The 15,058-nt window shown below is 52.1% G+C and carries 11 protein-coding genes; 8 read left to right on the top strand and 3 right to left on the bottom strand.

The features are described 5' to 3' along the window. Position 1: 1 nt before the first annotated feature. From ilvD to MCJ35_RS20240, 8 genes are all read left to right on the top strand, one after another. Positions 2-1,705 carry a dihydroxy-acid dehydratase gene (gene ilvD, locus MCJ35_RS20275; RefSeq protein WP_227795782.1) on the top strand — a complete coding sequence of 568 codons (1,704 nt, stop codon included), beginning with the start codon at positions 2-4 and terminating at the stop codon, positions 1,703-1,705. A gap of 148 nt (positions 1,706-1,853) precedes the next feature. Beyond that, on the top strand, positions 1,854-3,593 hold the full coding sequence (locus MCJ35_RS20270; protein ID WP_025485614.1) for a DUF5722 domain-containing protein: 1,740 nt from the start codon (positions 1,854-1,856) through the stop codon (positions 3,591-3,593). A gap of 294 nt (positions 3,594-3,887) precedes the next feature. Next, a complete protein-coding gene (locus tag MCJ35_RS20265) occupies positions 3,888-5,102 on the top strand; it encodes an aspartate kinase (protein ID WP_008719701.1) in 1,215 nt (404 codons plus the stop codon). A gap of 259 nt (positions 5,103-5,361) precedes the next feature. Beyond that, a complete protein-coding gene (locus MCJ35_RS20260) occupies positions 5,362-6,813 on the top strand; it encodes an acyl-CoA carboxylase subunit beta (protein ID WP_025485616.1) in 1,452 nt (483 codons plus the stop codon). 17 nt (positions 6,814-6,830) lie between these two features. Beyond that, complete coding sequence (locus MCJ35_RS20255; protein WP_025485617.1) at positions 6,831-7,649, top strand: OadG family protein; 819 nt, start codon at positions 6,831-6,833, stop codon at positions 7,647-7,649. Positions 7,650-7,694: 45 nt separating this feature from the next. Further along, positions 7,695-8,078: a biotin/lipoyl-containing protein gene (locus MCJ35_RS20250; protein ID WP_008719698.1), complete on the top strand. Its 384-nt coding sequence runs from the start codon at positions 7,695-7,697 to the stop codon at positions 8,076-8,078. A gap of 50 nt (positions 8,079-8,128) precedes the next feature. Beyond that, entirely contained in the window at positions 8,129-9,274 is a 1,146-nt protein-coding gene (locus tag MCJ35_RS20245) for a sodium ion-translocating decarboxylase subunit beta (protein WP_120055300.1), read from the top strand. A 38-nt stretch (positions 9,275-9,312) separates the two neighbouring features. Next, the gene (locus tag MCJ35_RS20240; RefSeq protein WP_025485619.1) at positions 9,313-10,725 is read left to right on the top strand and encodes an oxaloacetate decarboxylase subunit alpha; all 1,413 of its coding nucleotides are present in this window, start codon (positions 9,313-9,315) and stop codon (positions 10,723-10,725) included. A 162-nt stretch (positions 10,726-10,887) separates the two neighbouring features. On the opposite strand, the gene MCJ35_RS20235 is transcribed toward MCJ35_RS20240, so the two are convergent. From MCJ35_RS20235 to MCJ35_RS32225, 3 genes are all read right to left on the bottom strand, one after another. Continuing rightward, positions 10,888-12,285 (bottom strand): S8 family peptidase, encoded by a 1,398-nt coding sequence (locus tag MCJ35_RS20235; RefSeq protein ID WP_025485620.1) that lies wholly within the window; start codon positions 12,283-12,285, stop codon positions 10,888-10,890. 158 nt (positions 12,286-12,443) lie between these two features. After that, positions 12,444-14,717, bottom strand: coding sequence for a glycogen/starch/alpha-glucan phosphorylase (locus tag MCJ35_RS20230; protein ID WP_240299630.1), 2,274 nt, complete (start codon positions 14,715-14,717; stop codon positions 12,444-12,446). A gap of 14 nt (positions 14,718-14,731) precedes the next feature. After that, on the bottom strand, positions 14,732-14,953 hold the full coding sequence (locus MCJ35_RS32225; RefSeq protein WP_353656082.1) for a DUF6783 domain-containing protein: 222 nt from the start codon (positions 14,951-14,953) through the stop codon (positions 14,732-14,734). Between the last annotated feature and the right edge of the window lie 105 nt (positions 14,954-15,058).

Below are 15,058 nucleotides of genomic sequence, written 5' to 3'. Positions count from 1 at the left end.
TATGGATTTTGAGAAAGAGTTTGAGATGAAGGACAGGAGGTACCGCAGCAGTATGCTGACCAACGGCCTGGGGCGGTCCGGCCAGAGGGCGCTTTTATATGCCACAGGCATGGATGAGGAGGATATGAAGAAGCCATTTGTGGCGGTCATCGGTTCCTTCAGCGAGATGGTGCCGGGACATGTGCATCTTCGGGAACTGGCGGATTATGTGAAGCAGGGTGTCATAGAAGCAGGCGGCGTGCCAAGGCAGTCGGAAACCATTGCAATCTGTGACGGCCTGTGCCAGGGACATAAGGGGATGTGCTATCCTTTGGCCAGCAGGGACCTGATTGCGGATTCCGTGGAAATGGTGGTGGAGGCCCATCATTTTGACGCCATGGTACTGCTGCCCGGCTGTGACAAGATCATCCCGGGAATGCTGATGGCGGCCGCCAGGCTGGATATTCCGGCAGTGATAGTGCCCGGAGGCCCCATGCTTCCCGGCAATGTGGGCGGCAACCCGCTGTTCTGTTCCTCGGAGCTGCGGGAGTATCCGGGCCGGGTAGAGATGGGGACGGTGACGGCAGAGGAGATGAAGGAGGCGGAGAAGGCCGCCCTTCCAACGGTTGGAAGCTGCGCCCATCTGGGAACCGCCAATTCCATGTGCATGCTGACCGAGGTCCTGGGAATGGCCCTGCCCGGTGCAGGAACCGCCCCGGCCGTGTCCAATAAGAGGAAACGGATTGCCAAGGCATCGGGCCGGTGTGTGATGGAAATGCTTAAGGAGGGGCTTACACCGAGGAAGATACTGACCAGGGAGACCATGCTCAATGGTATCGCAGGAGCCATGGCAACCGGTTCCTCCACCAACCTGGTGCTGCACCTTATGGCCATTGCCCATGAGGCAGGGGTGGAGCTGACCCTGGAGGACTTTGACCGCATCAGCCGCCAGGTGCCGTTTGTATGCAACCTCCAGCCCTCAGGGGATTATCCCATCGTATCCCTGGATGCCAGCGGCGGGATCCAGGCAGTGCTAAAGACCATTGAATCCAGGCTTCATAAGGATGTACTGACCGTTACCGGCAAGACGCTTAGCACACTTCTTGAACCGGTCCAGGCCCGGCCGGACCAGGTGCTAAAGTCCATGGATGAACCCCAGAAACCGGAAGGCGGTATTGCAATCCTCAAGGGAAACCTGGCGCCCTCAGGCGCGGTTGTGAAGCAGTCGGGGGTAAAGCCTTCCATGTATCATTTCCGTGGGAAGGCAAGGGTATTCGATTCCATGGAGGAAGCGGACGCGGCTGTCAGCGGCGGCGGGATAGAAAAGGGAACCGTCATTGTCATCCGCTATGAAGGCCCCAAGGGCGGCCCGGGCATGAGGGAAATGCTTTCCACCACAGCCCTTATCATGGGCAGGGGCATGGACGAGGACTGCGCCCTGGTCACGGACGGACGGTTCTCAGGAGCAACCCATGGTCCATGCGTGGGCCATGTATCGCCTGAGGCGGCATCCGGCGGCCCCATCGGGCTGGTGGAGGACGGGGATATCATAGAGATTGATATCCCGGGCCGAAGCCTGCATATTGAGGTGACAGAGGAGGAGTTTGACAGAAGGCGGAAAACATCCGTCCCGGTCAGGAAACCCAGGAAACCTGCGCTGGCCAAATATGCGGCGCTGGTCAGTTCGGCTGACACAGGGGCGGTGATTGATGTGTCTAAGCTGTAAGATTCTTTTCATAACCAAACGTAAAATCTTCCAGAGCGTCATACAATAATTAAGAGACATGTAATAAAAAGTTCACGGAAAATGTAAACTTAATCCTGTATGATGTACCTTGTATCCTATTCTGGAGAAAGCTGGGAGGAATGAAACAATGAAGAGAACCAAATTCAAGGGAGGAAAGATGCTGGCGCTGGCCGCAGCCCTGCTGTGCTCCACTGCGTCATTGGGCAGCACATACGCTTATGCGGACACGGCCCAGGACCAGGCAGCCCAGGCAGCGGCCCAGGCCCAGGCGGCGGAACAGGCATTTGTTCCGGCAGTGTCGGGGCAGATAACCTCCTGTAAGATTACCGGAGATAAACAGAACATTGAGATTGGATTTAACAGCAGCGGGGACGCGGCCGGCACGGACGGGAAGATTTATATTTTTGAGATGCAGCCCTTTGAGGATGAAATCGGAAGCCGCAGGGATTATGCCGCGTCGTCAGCAGCCCTTGGGAGTACCTCGGTGACCATCCCCCTGAACCTTGGGACACCCCAGGACCGTCTGTACAGCAGGTTCATGCTGGCGGTCTATGACGGGGCGGACTTCCTACCGGTCAGCAAGCCCCACTATATCACCAACCCTGAGATAGTGGCGAAGAACCAGGAAGCCTTCAAGGACCCGTTAACAAAGAAGGGCCTGAATATTGAGATTGACATGCTCAGCGATGCCTTTGACCTGGGCGTGAAGCACGTTACCACCAACATTGCATTTTCCCAGATCATGGGTACCGGCATTACGTACAATTATGACGGGGTAACTTATAACTTCAACAAGGCGGTGGTGGATGCCTATGACGAGACCATCAGCGCCCTGTCCGGCAAGGGAATGACCGTTACGGTCATCCTGCTCAATGACTGGAACCCTAATACCCCGGACCTTATCTATCCGGGGACACAGAAGAGCTCCAATGCATTTTACTATATGTTCAATGCGCAGACTGAGAACGGGTTTGAACAGACCAAGGCAATCGCCTCCTTCCTGGCAGACCATTACAGCGGCAAGAACCCCAATTACGGCAAGGTGTCCAACTGGATCATCGGCAATGAGATTAATAACCAGCAGTGGAACTACATGGGGCCCACGGACCTGACTACCTATGTAAAGGCGTACCAGAAAGCCTTCCGCGTGATTTACACTGCCATCAAGAGCACCAATGCCAATGACAGGGTCTACTTCTCCCTGGACTACAACTGGATGAACGAGATTGACGGCAAGTTAAAATACGGCGGCAAGCAGATTGTGGACAGTTTTAACTCCATTGCCAACACAGAGGGGCAGATGGAGTGGGGGCTGGCCTATCATCCGTATCCATGCCCCATGACGGAGCCGGAGTTCTGGGATGACCCACAGTCCACCGGGCTTTTTACCAATGATTTTAATTCCCCGGTCATCAACTTTGCCAATCTGAATGTGCTGACGGATTATTTTGTGCAGGAGACACTGCGCACCCCTTCCGGCCATGTGCGCCATATCATACTGACCGAGCAGGGATTTACGTCCTACAGCCCCACCAGGGGCAACATACCAGAGATCCAGGCGGCTGCCTATGCCTATTCCTACTATCTGGTGGACAGCAACCCATATATTGACGCCTATACGGTGAGCCGCCAGGTGGATGCGCCTTCAGAGGCAAAGGACGGCTTGAAGTTCGGGCTTTGGGAGTGCGACATGAACCAGCCCAACCTGATCGTGGCAACCAAGCGCAAGAAGATATGGCAGGTATTCAGGGATATTGATAAGAAGAACGCCACCCTGGAGGCAACGGAGTTTGCCAAACCCATCATCGGAATCAGTAAATGGTCCGACGTGGTGCCGGACTTTAAGTGGCGTAACCTGGAAAATTAAAGGCTCTGGTTGACAAACAAGGCCCAGCGTGTAAAATATTAATAGAAAAGGCTTAAGGAGCAGTGCCCCTGGTGGTCACTGCTCCTTTTTTGACAAATATTAGCAAGGATTCTCCCATCCTCTAAGGTGGTGGGATGAATTGCCAAAAACAAACTTAACGGCAGTGGTGGGCGGAGAGTAATCGGTATCCCCACTGCCATGAGGTCAACCACGCATCTACGTAGGATGCAGTCGCACTTCGACAATATACTGGGCGTGGATTGAAACAGAGAACAGGTATGGAAAGGAACAGGTATGGGTTTAATTGTACAGAAATTCGGCGGGACCTCGGTGGCTGACACGGAGAGACTCCGTAACGTGGCAAGGATCATCACGGACACCTATAAGGCGGGAAACCAGGTGGTGGCCGTGCTATCCGCCCAGGGAGACACCACGGACGACCTGATAGAGATGGCCAGGAAGGTGAATCCCAATGCTTCAAACCGGGAAATGGATATGCTGCTGTCCACAGGGGAACAGATATCGGTGTCCCTGTGCGCCATGGCCATTGAAGCCCTGGGCTGCCCTGTCATATCGCTGACGGGCTGGCAGGCCGGCATGTATACCAACACGGTTTCCAGGAACGCCAGGATCAAGCGGGTGGACACGGAGCGGATTGAGGCGGAACTGAACCAGAAGAAGATTGTCATTGTCACCGGATTCCAGGGGATAAACAGGAACCAGGACATCACCACCCTTGGAAGGGGAGGCTCCGATACCTCGGCAGTGGCCCTGGCAGCCACCCTGGATGCGGAGCTTTGCCAGATTTACACGGATGTGGACGGGGTGTACACCGCAGACCCAAGGACGGTAAAGGGAGCCAGGAAGCTGGATGAGGTGACCTACAACGAGATGCTGGAGCTGGCCACCCTGGGCGCCCAGGTGTTACATAACCGTTCGGTGGAGATGGCGAAGAAATATAATGTGAGACTGGAGGTGCTCTCAAGCTTTACGGGCCATCCGGGCACAAAAGTGAAGGGAGTAGTAAAGCGTATGGAAAAGTCATATATCAGCAGCGTGGCAAAGGACAAGAATATTTCAAGGATTGCACTGATCGGGGTGCCCAACGAGATAGGAACCTCTTTTAAGGTATTCTCCCTGCTGGCCCAGAACCACATCAATGTGGACATCATCCTTCAGGGTATTGGCCATGAGGAGGGCAAGGACATCTGCTTTACAGTTGCCGGATCAGATCTTTTAAAGGCGGCCGGACTGCTTGAGGAACACAGGGACGAAATCCGCTATGCGCGGCTTGAGACGAATACGGATATTGCAAAGGTTTCCGTTGTGGGCGCGGGTATGATCAACAACCCCGGCGTGGCAGCCACGCTCTTTGAGGCGCTTTACGATGCCAATATCAACATCAACATGATTTCCACCAGCGAGATCAAGATATCGGTCCTGGTTGACAAGAAGGATGCGGATAAAGCAGTCCAGGTCATCCATGACAAATTTTTTTCAATCGGATAAAAAATATTGAGTACTATCTAACAAAAATGGAGTTGCAGCCTTTCTATTTCTTTTGGAAATGCTACAACTCCTTTCCATATCCCGTATTTGGAGGTTCGTTAATATTTTCACCTTTTTATACCGAAAGAACTTGAAATTTGACAAATTTATTATTATAATAGTATGTGGCAATATTTCTGCTTTTTTTTGCGTCATGGCTGTTTTTTTCAGCTTTGATGCTTAGATATTGTTAAACTTATGAATGATGGAGGACTGGAAAATGAGTAATTCAGCACAAACTTCAGCAAGCAGCCGCATCGCAGCCCTGCTTGATGAGAACAGTTTTGTTGAAGTCGGCGCGTACATCACTGCCAGAAGTACGGACTTTAACATGACTGAGCAGGAGACCCCGGCTGATGGTGTGGTTACCGGTTATGGTACCATCGGTGGATGCCTGGTGTATGTATACAGCCAGGATGCGTCAGTATTAGGCGGTTCCATGGGTGAAATGCATGCAAAGAAAATCTGCAACATCTATTCCATGGCAATGAAGATGGGAGCGCCTGTGGTTGGTCTAGTAGACTGTGCAGGACTGCGTCTTCAGGAAGCAACCGACGCACTGGACGGTTTTGGGAAGCTGTATTTAAGCCAGACCATGGCATCCGGCGTGATTCCACAGATAACAGCAATCTTTGGGACCTGCGGCGGCGGCATGGCGGTATCTGCAGGCATTACGGATTTCACCTTTATGGAAGAGAAGTCCGGCAAACTGTTTGTCAATGCACCGAATGCAATTGACGGGAACTACAAGGAAAAATGTGACACTTCCTCAGCTGAATTCCAGAGCAGGGAATCAGGTCTGGCTGATTTTACAGGGGACGAAGCCTCTATCCTGTCCCAGATACGCAGCCTGGTATCCATTTTGCCATCCAATAATGAAGATGACATGTCCTATGGCGAGTGCCAGGATGATTTAAACCGCATCTGTGAGAACCTGGATGCATGCACAGGAGATACGGCCCTGGCATTGTCCATGATTTCTGACAATAATTTCTTTATGGAAGTTAAGAAAGCTTATGAACCCTGCATGGTAACCGGATTCATCCGCCTGAATGGGACAACCGTGGGCTGTGTTGCAAACCGTACCGAGGTTTATGAGAACGGTGAGAAGAAGGAAGAGTTCGAGGCCGTACTGTCCGGCAAGGGCTGTGACAAGGCCACCGACTTCATCAATTTCTGCGACGCCTTCAACATTCCTGTACTTACCCTTGTTAACGTTAAGGGCTACAAGGCCAAGAAGTGCAGCGAGAGACGGATTGCCAAGGCAGCGGCACGCCTTACCTATGCTTATGCCAATGCAAGCGTACCAAAGGTAACAGTTGTTGTGAAGGATGCATTCGGAAGCGCATACCTGACCATGGGCAGCAAGTCCATTGGCGCGGATGTGGTTTACGCATGGCCGAACGCGGTCATCGGCATGATGAATCCGGCTGAAGCAGTTAAGATCATGTACGCAGGTGAAATCAACGCATCCGACAATGGGGCTGCCCTGATTGCGGAGAAGACAGCAGAGTATGCCACACTGCAGTCCAGCGCCGTTGCAGCAGCTAAGAGAGGATATGTAGACGATATCATCAAGGCAGAGGAGACCCGTCAGAGGGTAATCGCGGCCTTTGAAATGCTGTTCACAAAGAGAGAGGACCGTCCGTCTAAGAAGCATGGCACGGTTTAAAGAGAGGTGACAGGTATATGAGACGATTAATGAAACGAGCGGCAGCAGCGGTTCTGATGGCTGCCTGCCTGATGAGCCTGTCTGCCTGCTCTGCGAAACAGGATGATGCTGCAGCAAAGGCTGCCCAGATCAGCATGGAGGGAACCCCCGTAGATGAGAACATGGCCATCAGTAAGAAAATCCAGGCGGCACAGGATCTGTCAGTATCCCTGGAACAGCTGAATGTCCAGAAGGCCATGTATGAGAAAGTGGGAACCGAAGACAGCGTCAATTACTTTAATGTCCTGATTGATGCGAAGCATGAATACGGCGAAGTAAGGGATGTGGATCTGGACGGCGCATCAGTGGTGCTTCTGGCTGACGGCAGTTATACGGTTGCCCTTCCGGTTACATTTACCGAAGGAAAGATGCAGTACGTGGTCAATGTAAATGATGCCACCGGTACGGTTGTATCTGAATTTACCGAACTGGTTGATGCATCGGAAGCAGATAAGAGCGTCGCAAGCCTGCTGGAGACAGCCACGGTATATGCTGTGATTGGTATCGGTACAGTGTTTGCTGTCCTGATTTTCATCAGCCTGCTGATTGCCTGCTTCAAATTCATCCACAAGTGGGAGACAGGGCTTAAGACAAAGAATGAAACGCCAGCGCCAGCACCCGCGCCGGTAAAGGCAGCGCCTGCAGCGCCCGCAGCACCGGCAGCAGGTCCGGATTTATCCGGTGATGCTGAGCTTGTAGCAGTTATCACAGCGGCCATAGCCGCTTATGAGGGAACTTCTTCTAACGGTCTGGTGGTTCGTTCCATCCGCCGCGTACAGGGTTCCAGGCGGAGATAGGAACAGGATTCCGTAATTATTCTTAATTTCAGGAGGAATTATATAATGAAGACATATACAATTACAGTTAATGGAAAAGCATATGCAGTAACCGTTGAAGAAGGCGCAGCAGCAGGTGCTGCACCGGCAGCAGCTCCTGTTGCCCCGGCAGCGGCCCCGGCTCCAGCAGCAGCTCCTGCACCGGCAGCAGCTCCCGCACCGGCAGGCGCAGCTGGCTCCGTGCAGGTTGCGGCCCCAATGCCAGGCAAGGTGGTAGCTGTCAAGGGCGCGGTTGGCCAGGCTGTCAAGAAGGGCGACGTCATCCTGGTACTGGAAGCAATGAAGATGGAAAATGATATCGTGGCTCCTCAGGATGGAACCATTGCCAGCATTAATGTATCCACTGGCGATTCCGTTGAATCAGGCGCGGTTTTGGCTACTCTGAACTAATAAAATAGGTGGGTCCATAGTAATATGGGATTCATTATGGAGGGAACATTATGGATTTTGGCAATATAGTTAACAACCTGCTGAACCAGATGGCGTTTTTCCATCTGGACGCAGGCAATTATGCAATGATCGTAGTAGCCCTGGTGTTCTTGTATCTTGCCATCAGGAAGGGGTATGAGCCCCTGCTTCTGATCCCGATTGCATTCGGAATGCTGCTGGTTAATATTTATCCTGAGATCATGTATTCACCGGAGCAGACATCCAATGGAACCGGAGGGCTTTTGTGGTATTTCTTCCAGCTGGATGAGTGGAGCATCTTACCGTCCCTCATTTTCCTGGGCGTAGGCGCGATGACGGACTTTGGTCCGCTGATTGCCAACCCAATCAGCTTCATTATGGGAGCTGCGGCACAGCTGGGTATCTATTCCGCTTATTTCTTCGCCATCCTGCTGGGATTCACAGGCAAGGAAGCGGCTGCCATCTCCATCATCGGCGGAGCGGACGGCCCTACATCCCTGTTCCTGTGCAGTAAGCTGGGACAGACTCAGATCATGGGACCCATTGCAGTGGCAGCGTATTCCTACATGGCGCTGGTGCCAATCATCCAGCCGCCGTTCATGAAGCTGCTTACAACTGAGAAAGAACGTAAGATTAAGATGGAACAGCTTCGTCCGGTATCCAAGCTGGAGAAGATTTTATTCCCAATCATCGTGACCGTGGTAGTGTGTCTGATCCTGCCGTCCACAGCTCCTCTTGTAGGTATGCTGATGTTAGGCAACCTGTTCCGTGAGAGCGGCGTTGTCAAGCAGCTGGCTGACACGGCAAGCAACGCGCTGATGTATATAGTGGTCATCCTGCTGGGAACTTCTGTTGGTGCAACCACCAGCGCTGAGGCATTTTTAAATGCAACAACCGTTAAGATTGTTGTCCTGGGCCTTGTTGCATTCTGCTTCGGCACCATTGGCGGCGTGCTTTTCGGCAAGCTCCTTTGCAAGATTACCGGAGGAAAGATCAATCCGTTAATCGGTTCCGCAGGCGTATCTGCAGTTCCTATGGCAGCACGTGTGTCCCAGAAGGTTGGCGCAGAAGCAGATCCTACCAACTTCCTGCTGATGCATGCCATGGGACCCAACGTTGCAGGCGTTATCGGCACAGCGGTCGCAGCCGGTACGTTCATGGCAATCTTTGGGGTATAACGGTATAACATTTTGACAATTATAGGAGGATTATAACTATGGCAGAGATAGAGAAGAGGCCAGTAAAGATTGTGGAGACCGTCCTTCGTGACGCCCATCAGTCCTTGCTTGCAACCAGGATGTCTACTGAGCAGATGCTGCCCATTATTGATAAGATGGACAAAGTAGGCTACCACGCAGTCGAGTGCTGGGGCGGCGCTACATTTGATTCCTGCCTTCGTTTCCTGAAGGAAGATCCATGGGACAGACTGAGGAAACTGAGGGATGGATTTAAGAATACCAAGCTGCAGATGCTGTTCCGCGGACAGAACATCCTGGGATATAACCATTATGCAGATGATGTGGTGGAGTACTTTGTACAGAAGTCCATTGCCAATGGTATTGATATCATTCGTATTTTCGACTGTCTGAACGATATCCGCAACCTGGAGACAGCCGTGAAGGCTACCAACAAGGAAAAAGGACATGCTCAGATAGCCCTTTGCTACACACTGGGTGACGCATATACCCTGGATTACTGGAAGGACATTGCCAAGAGGATTGAGGACATGGGCGCTGATTCCCTGTGTATCAAGGATATGGCCGGCCTTCTGACACCATATGCGGCAGCAGAGCTGGTACAGGCCCTGAAGGAAGGCACCAAGCTTCCAATCGACCTGCATACCCACTACACCTCCGGCGTTGCCTCCATGACCTACTTAAAGGCAGTAGAAGCAGGCTGTGAGATTATTGACTGTGCAATGTCACCTCTGGCACTGGGAACCAGCCAGCCGGCAACCGAGGTCATGGTTGAGACCTTCCGCGGCACACCGTACGACACTGGTTATGACCAGACACTGCTGGCTGAGATTGCAGACCACTTCCAGCCAATCCGCGACGAGGCGCTTAAGAGCGGCCTCCTGAACCCGAAGGTGCTGGGCGTTAATATCAAGACACTGCAGTATCAGGTACCGGGCGGCATGCTCTCCAACCTGGTTAAGCAGCTTAAGGATGCTGGACAGGAAGACAAGTACCGCCAGGTTCTGGAGGAAATCCCGAGAGTGCGTAAGGACTTTGGTGAGCCTCCCCTGGTTACACCGTCTTCACAGATTGTCGGTACCCAGGCTGTTATGAACGTCATCATGGGCGAGCGCTATAAGATGGTTCCGAAGGAGTCCAAGAAAATCATGCTCGGCGAGTTCGGCCAGACAGTTAAGCCATTTAATGCTGAAGTCCAGAAGAAGATCATCGGCGATGAGACACCGATTACCTGCCGTCCGGCCGACCTGATTCCGCCGCAGCTTCCTCAGTTTGAGAAGGAATGCGCACAGTGGAAGCAGCAGGATGAGGATGTGTTGAGTTACGCACTGTTCCCGGCTGTTGCAAAGGAATTCTTCGAGTACAGGGCCGCACAGCAGACCAAGGTGGACAGCGCTGTGGCTGATAAGGAGAGTAAGGCTTATCCTGTGTAATTGGGTAAGGGAAATAGGGATATAAAGAAAGATTAAGAATAAAGAAGCATTAAGAATAAAGACAGATTAAGAATAAAGAAGCTGCCGTCTCAATGGGATTCCCCCATTGAGGCGGCTGCTTCTTTATTTAGTGGATTCATGGCGTCTCATTGTGGCCTATCCTTACTGTCTTGCCCACTGAAGGGCTGAATACACATCCAGCATCCCGCCGCTATATACCCTTCCGTTCAGGGTATCCAGCTTATGGGCCGAGGTGATGAGGATATTCTTCACATCCTGAAGGCTCAGTTCCGGGCGGGCGGAGTACAGCATGGCGGCTGCTCCCGTTACCATGGGCGCTGCCATGGAGGTGCCGGACATGAAGGCGAAGGATTTATCCGGGATGGTGCTTAGGATGAATGTGCCCGGGGCGGCAATATCCACGCTGACCGGGCCGTAGTTGGAGCTTCTGTCCAGCTTGCCGTTGAATATCAGGTTAGCCACGGTTATGATATTGTCATATGGAAGGCTGGCTGGGTAGACAGGATTCTTATCTATATTGTAGCCGATTTCGTCCTCGTTCCCATTGCCCGCCGCAACCACGAACAGCATCTTGGAATTCTGGATGGTTGCACGGAACTCCTCGGTGTAATTTTCAGAACCAAAGCTTAGATTGCATATCTGGGCGCCATTGGCCTCGGCGTAGCGGATGGCGGCAATGACGCTTTCAGGGCTGCCCTTTCCTTCCTCGCCGCCCAGGGCTTTGATGGACATGATCTTGACATACTGGTTATCCGTGATTCCCACTGAACCGCCGTTGTTCCTGGAGGCGGCAATGGTGCCTGCCGCGTGGGTGCCGTGGTTGTCTTCCTTACCGGTGTAGAGCTGGTTGTTATTGTCAATGAAGTTCCAGCCGTTCACATCATCGATGAAGCCATTGCCGTCATTGTCAATCCCGTCACCGGGAATCTCATCCTCATTGACCCATATGGCGTCCTTAAGGTCCGGATGATCCACATCAATACCCGTGTCAATGATTGCCACGATGACCGGGCGCTTATTCTCAATCTGATCATAAAGCTCCCAGGCAGGCTGGAGGTTGATATCAATCCCCTTTACCGCATCAATGGTGCTGGCCTTGAAGTTGCTGGGACCAAGGGGCGGAAGGGATATGGTGTCCACCCCGTTTTCATCTGTCTTGACAATGGGATCCACTGTCTTTATATCCAGCTTCCGCTCAATCTTCTGTACCTGTCCGTCGTTCTTAAAGGCCCATTGGTAGGCCGCGTAGTCGTCCCGGGTGGAAAGGTTGTTGAGTCCAGGCCCTACTGCGTATGGGGAAAATGAATTGTTGGGGGAGGATGCATCGCAAAGGGAGAATATCTGGCCTGAGCCTGCATCGCCGAGGGAGAATGTCTGGCCTGCGCCTGCAACCCCAAGGGAGGATGTCTGGCCTGAACCTGCTTCTCCTGTCAGGGATGGGATGTGGCCATAGGCTCCGTCAAGTGCTGTATGGATTGGGGCTGCCGCAAGTGCTGCCGTCATGGCAAGCGGGAGGGCAGCCGCCGTTAATTTGTTCATATCTGGGTTACTCCTTTTCATGTATGTATCTGAATTGTGCTCACACTGCATTGTAATAGTATAGCACATAAGATATCACATGATTTTGAAGATTTTATGAAATTTCTTCCAAATATATTACAAATGAGGTTAAAATCCAATATCCCATCTAAAAAAGCTTAGTCCAGCTTCCATATATCCTGGTTATATTCTTCAATGGTGCGGTCGGAAGAGAAGAAACCAGCCTGGCTGATATTGACCAGCATTTTCCTGGCCCATTCTGTGCGGTTCTCATAATCATTGTAAGCCTGTTCCTTGGCCCTGCAGTATGCATCAAAGTCAGGGAAGGTCATGAACCAGTCCTTGGTCAGCAGTTCGTTGGACAGACGCTCCAGGTGTTCCTTTGAACCCACGGCCAGCATCTGGGGGCCGGTGATGAAGTCCACGGCCTCCCGGATGGATGGGTCCGCTTCGTAGTAGGCCCTGGAGCAGTAGCTCCCGTCCTTGTAACGCTGGATCACCGTTTCGCTGGAATCGCCAAAGATATAGATATTGTCATCCCCCACAAGTTCATGGATTTCCACATTGGCCCCATCGTCCGTGCCCAGGGTTACGGCGCCGTTCAGCATGAACTTCATGTTGCCCGTACCGCTGGCCTCCTTGGAGGCAAGGGAAATCTGCTCGGAAATATCGCAGGCAGGTATCAGCTTCTCAGCCAGGGTCACGTTGTAGTTATTGACCATGATTACCTGAAGCCATGGTTTTACATCCGGGTCATTGTCGATGATCTGCTCCAGGCAGAGGATCATGTGGATGATATCCTTTGCAATCACATAGGCAGGGGCTGCCTTGGCCCCGAATATGGCAGTGATTGGGGTGGTCGGTTTTTTACCCTTCTTAATCTCCAGGTATTTGTGCACCAGGTACAGGGCGTTCATCTGCTGGCGCTTGTACTCATGGAGGCGCTTGATCTGGATGTCAAAAATGGACTGGGGATTCACATCCACCCCCTGTGTCTCCTTAAGGTACAGGGCCAGGTCCTCTTTTTTCCCATCCTTGATGGCTAAGAGGCGGTGCAGGGTCTTCATGTTATTCATGAATTCCGGGGCGCCCAGTTTCTTTAACTCCATGGCATCCTTCCTGAACCCGCTACCGGTTAATTCCTCAATCAGCGCGGTCAGCTGGGGATTGCAGTGGAGGAGCCACCGGCGGAAGGTGATGCCGTTTGTCTTGTTGTTGAATTTTTCAGGATAAATCTGATAAAAGTTATTCAGTTCATTTTCCTTCAGGATATCCGTGTGAAGGGCAGCCACGCCGTTGACGCTGAAGCCGTAGTGGATGTCGATATGGGCCATATGGACCCGGTCGCCTTTGTCAATGATGGCCACGGACTGGTCGTCAAATCTGCGGCGCACCTTGTCGTCCAGCACTTCCATGATTGGAATCAGCTGGGGCACGGTTTCCTTGAAATATTCCATGGGCCATGTTTCCAGTGCCTCTGCCAGGATGGTGTGGTTGGTGTAAGCGCAGGTCCTGCTTACAACCTGGATGGCATCGTCCATTTCCATGCCGTGCTCCGCGGTGAGCAGACGGATCAGCTCCGGTATGACCATGGTCGGATGGGTGTCATTAATCTGGATGACCGCGTAGTCGGGCAGGTCGTAAAGGCTGGAGCCTTTGCTGAGCGCTTCTGCCAGAATCAGGCGCGCGGCATTGCTGACCATGAAATACTGCTGGTAGATGCGCAGGACCTGGCCCGCCTTGTCACTGTCGTCCGGGTACAGGAACAGGGTAAGGTTCTTCCGGATGTCCTCCTTGTCAAAGGAAATACCTTCTGTTACCAGGGATTCATCCACGGTCTCCACGTCAAACAGATGGAGGGTGTTGGTGCGGTTCCCATAACCGGTTACCTGGATGTCGTACATCCTGGATGTCAGGGTAAAGCCCTTGTAGGGAATCTCATAGGTTACATCAGTCTTGGTGAGCCATGAGGTGTCCTTGATCCAGGGATTAGGTTCCTCATCCTGAAGGTTATCCTTAAACAGCTGTTTGAATAGGCCGAGATGATAATTCAGGCCGATTCCATCCCCGTTTAATCCAAGGGTTGCAATGGAATCCAGGAAACAGGCGGCCAGGCGGCCAAGTCCTCCGTTGCCAAGGGATGGCTCCGGCTCTATCTCCTCAATCCGGCTTAAGGACTTACCGTGGCTGTCCAGGATGGATTTCACGCCGTCATAGATTCCAAGGTTAATCATATTGTTGGACAGCAGTTTTCCGATAAGGAATTCAGCGGAAATATAATAGAGCTTCTTCTTTCCTTCATCGGATCTGCGGGTCCCGGCCAGGTCTTTTACCAGATGCAGGAGTCCGGTATAAATCTCCTGGTCGGTGCAGGATGCCAGATTCTTCTTACATGCAGCGGTTAGCATTTCTTCCAATTGTTTTTGGTTCATGGGATTACTTCCTTTCAATGTATGCTTATATGTGGGGGTAACATGGGTTCCGTAACCATATTGTGGGGTTCCAAACACATCTTAGAGCGTGTTTGAAAATTGCTTTCCGTCAGCTGTGCGTCCCACTTCGCGGGAGATTTGGTCCCGATGATGGAGGCGTAGCGGGCTACGCTGACTGAATCGGGGCCAAATCTCCCGCGAAGTGGGGCGTGCAGATGGCGGGAATGAATTTTCAAACAGGCTCTAGTACGTTTGTCTGTATTATAGTGTTATATGATAAGAAAATCTTGCATAATTATGTCTATATATAGTACAATACTATCAAAATAAAAGGACAGGGA

Source organism: Enterocloster sp. OA13 (genome assembly GCF_022440595.1).
GTDB classification, from domain to species: Bacteria; Bacillota; Clostridia; order Lachnospirales; family Lachnospiraceae; genus Enterocloster; species Enterocloster hominis.
Note: the sequence above shows the minus strand (reverse complement) of the source record. Positions and strands in the feature narration are given on the sequence as shown.

Coding starts and splice junctions, on each gene's coding strand:
- ilvD (WP_227795782.1), top strand. CDS start 2: ATGGATTTTGAGAAAGAGTTTGAGATGAAGGACAGGAGGTACCGCAGC.
- MCJ35_RS20270 (WP_025485614.1), top strand. CDS start 1,854: ATGAAGAGAACCAAATTCAAGGGAGGAAAGATGCTGGCGCTGGCCGCA.
- MCJ35_RS20265 (WP_008719701.1), top strand. CDS start 3,888: ATGGGTTTAATTGTACAGAAATTCGGCGGGACCTCGGTGGCTGACACG.
- MCJ35_RS20260 (WP_025485616.1), top strand. CDS start 5,362: ATGAGTAATTCAGCACAAACTTCAGCAAGCAGCCGCATCGCAGCCCTG.
- MCJ35_RS20255 (WP_025485617.1), top strand. CDS start 6,831: ATGAGACGATTAATGAAACGAGCGGCAGCAGCGGTTCTGATGGCTGCC.
- MCJ35_RS20250 (WP_008719698.1), top strand. CDS start 7,695: ATGAAGACATATACAATTACAGTTAATGGAAAAGCATATGCAGTAACC.
- MCJ35_RS20245 (WP_120055300.1), top strand. CDS start 8,129: ATGGATTTTGGCAATATAGTTAACAACCTGCTGAACCAGATGGCGTTT.
- MCJ35_RS20240 (WP_025485619.1), top strand. CDS start 9,313: ATGGCAGAGATAGAGAAGAGGCCAGTAAAGATTGTGGAGACCGTCCTT.
- MCJ35_RS20235 (WP_025485620.1), bottom strand. CDS start 12,285: ATGAACAAATTAACGGCGGCTGCCCTCCCGCTTGCCATGACGGCAGCA.
- MCJ35_RS20230 (WP_240299630.1), bottom strand. CDS start 14,717: ATGAACCAAAAACAATTGGAAGAAATGCTAACCGCTGCATGTAAGAAG.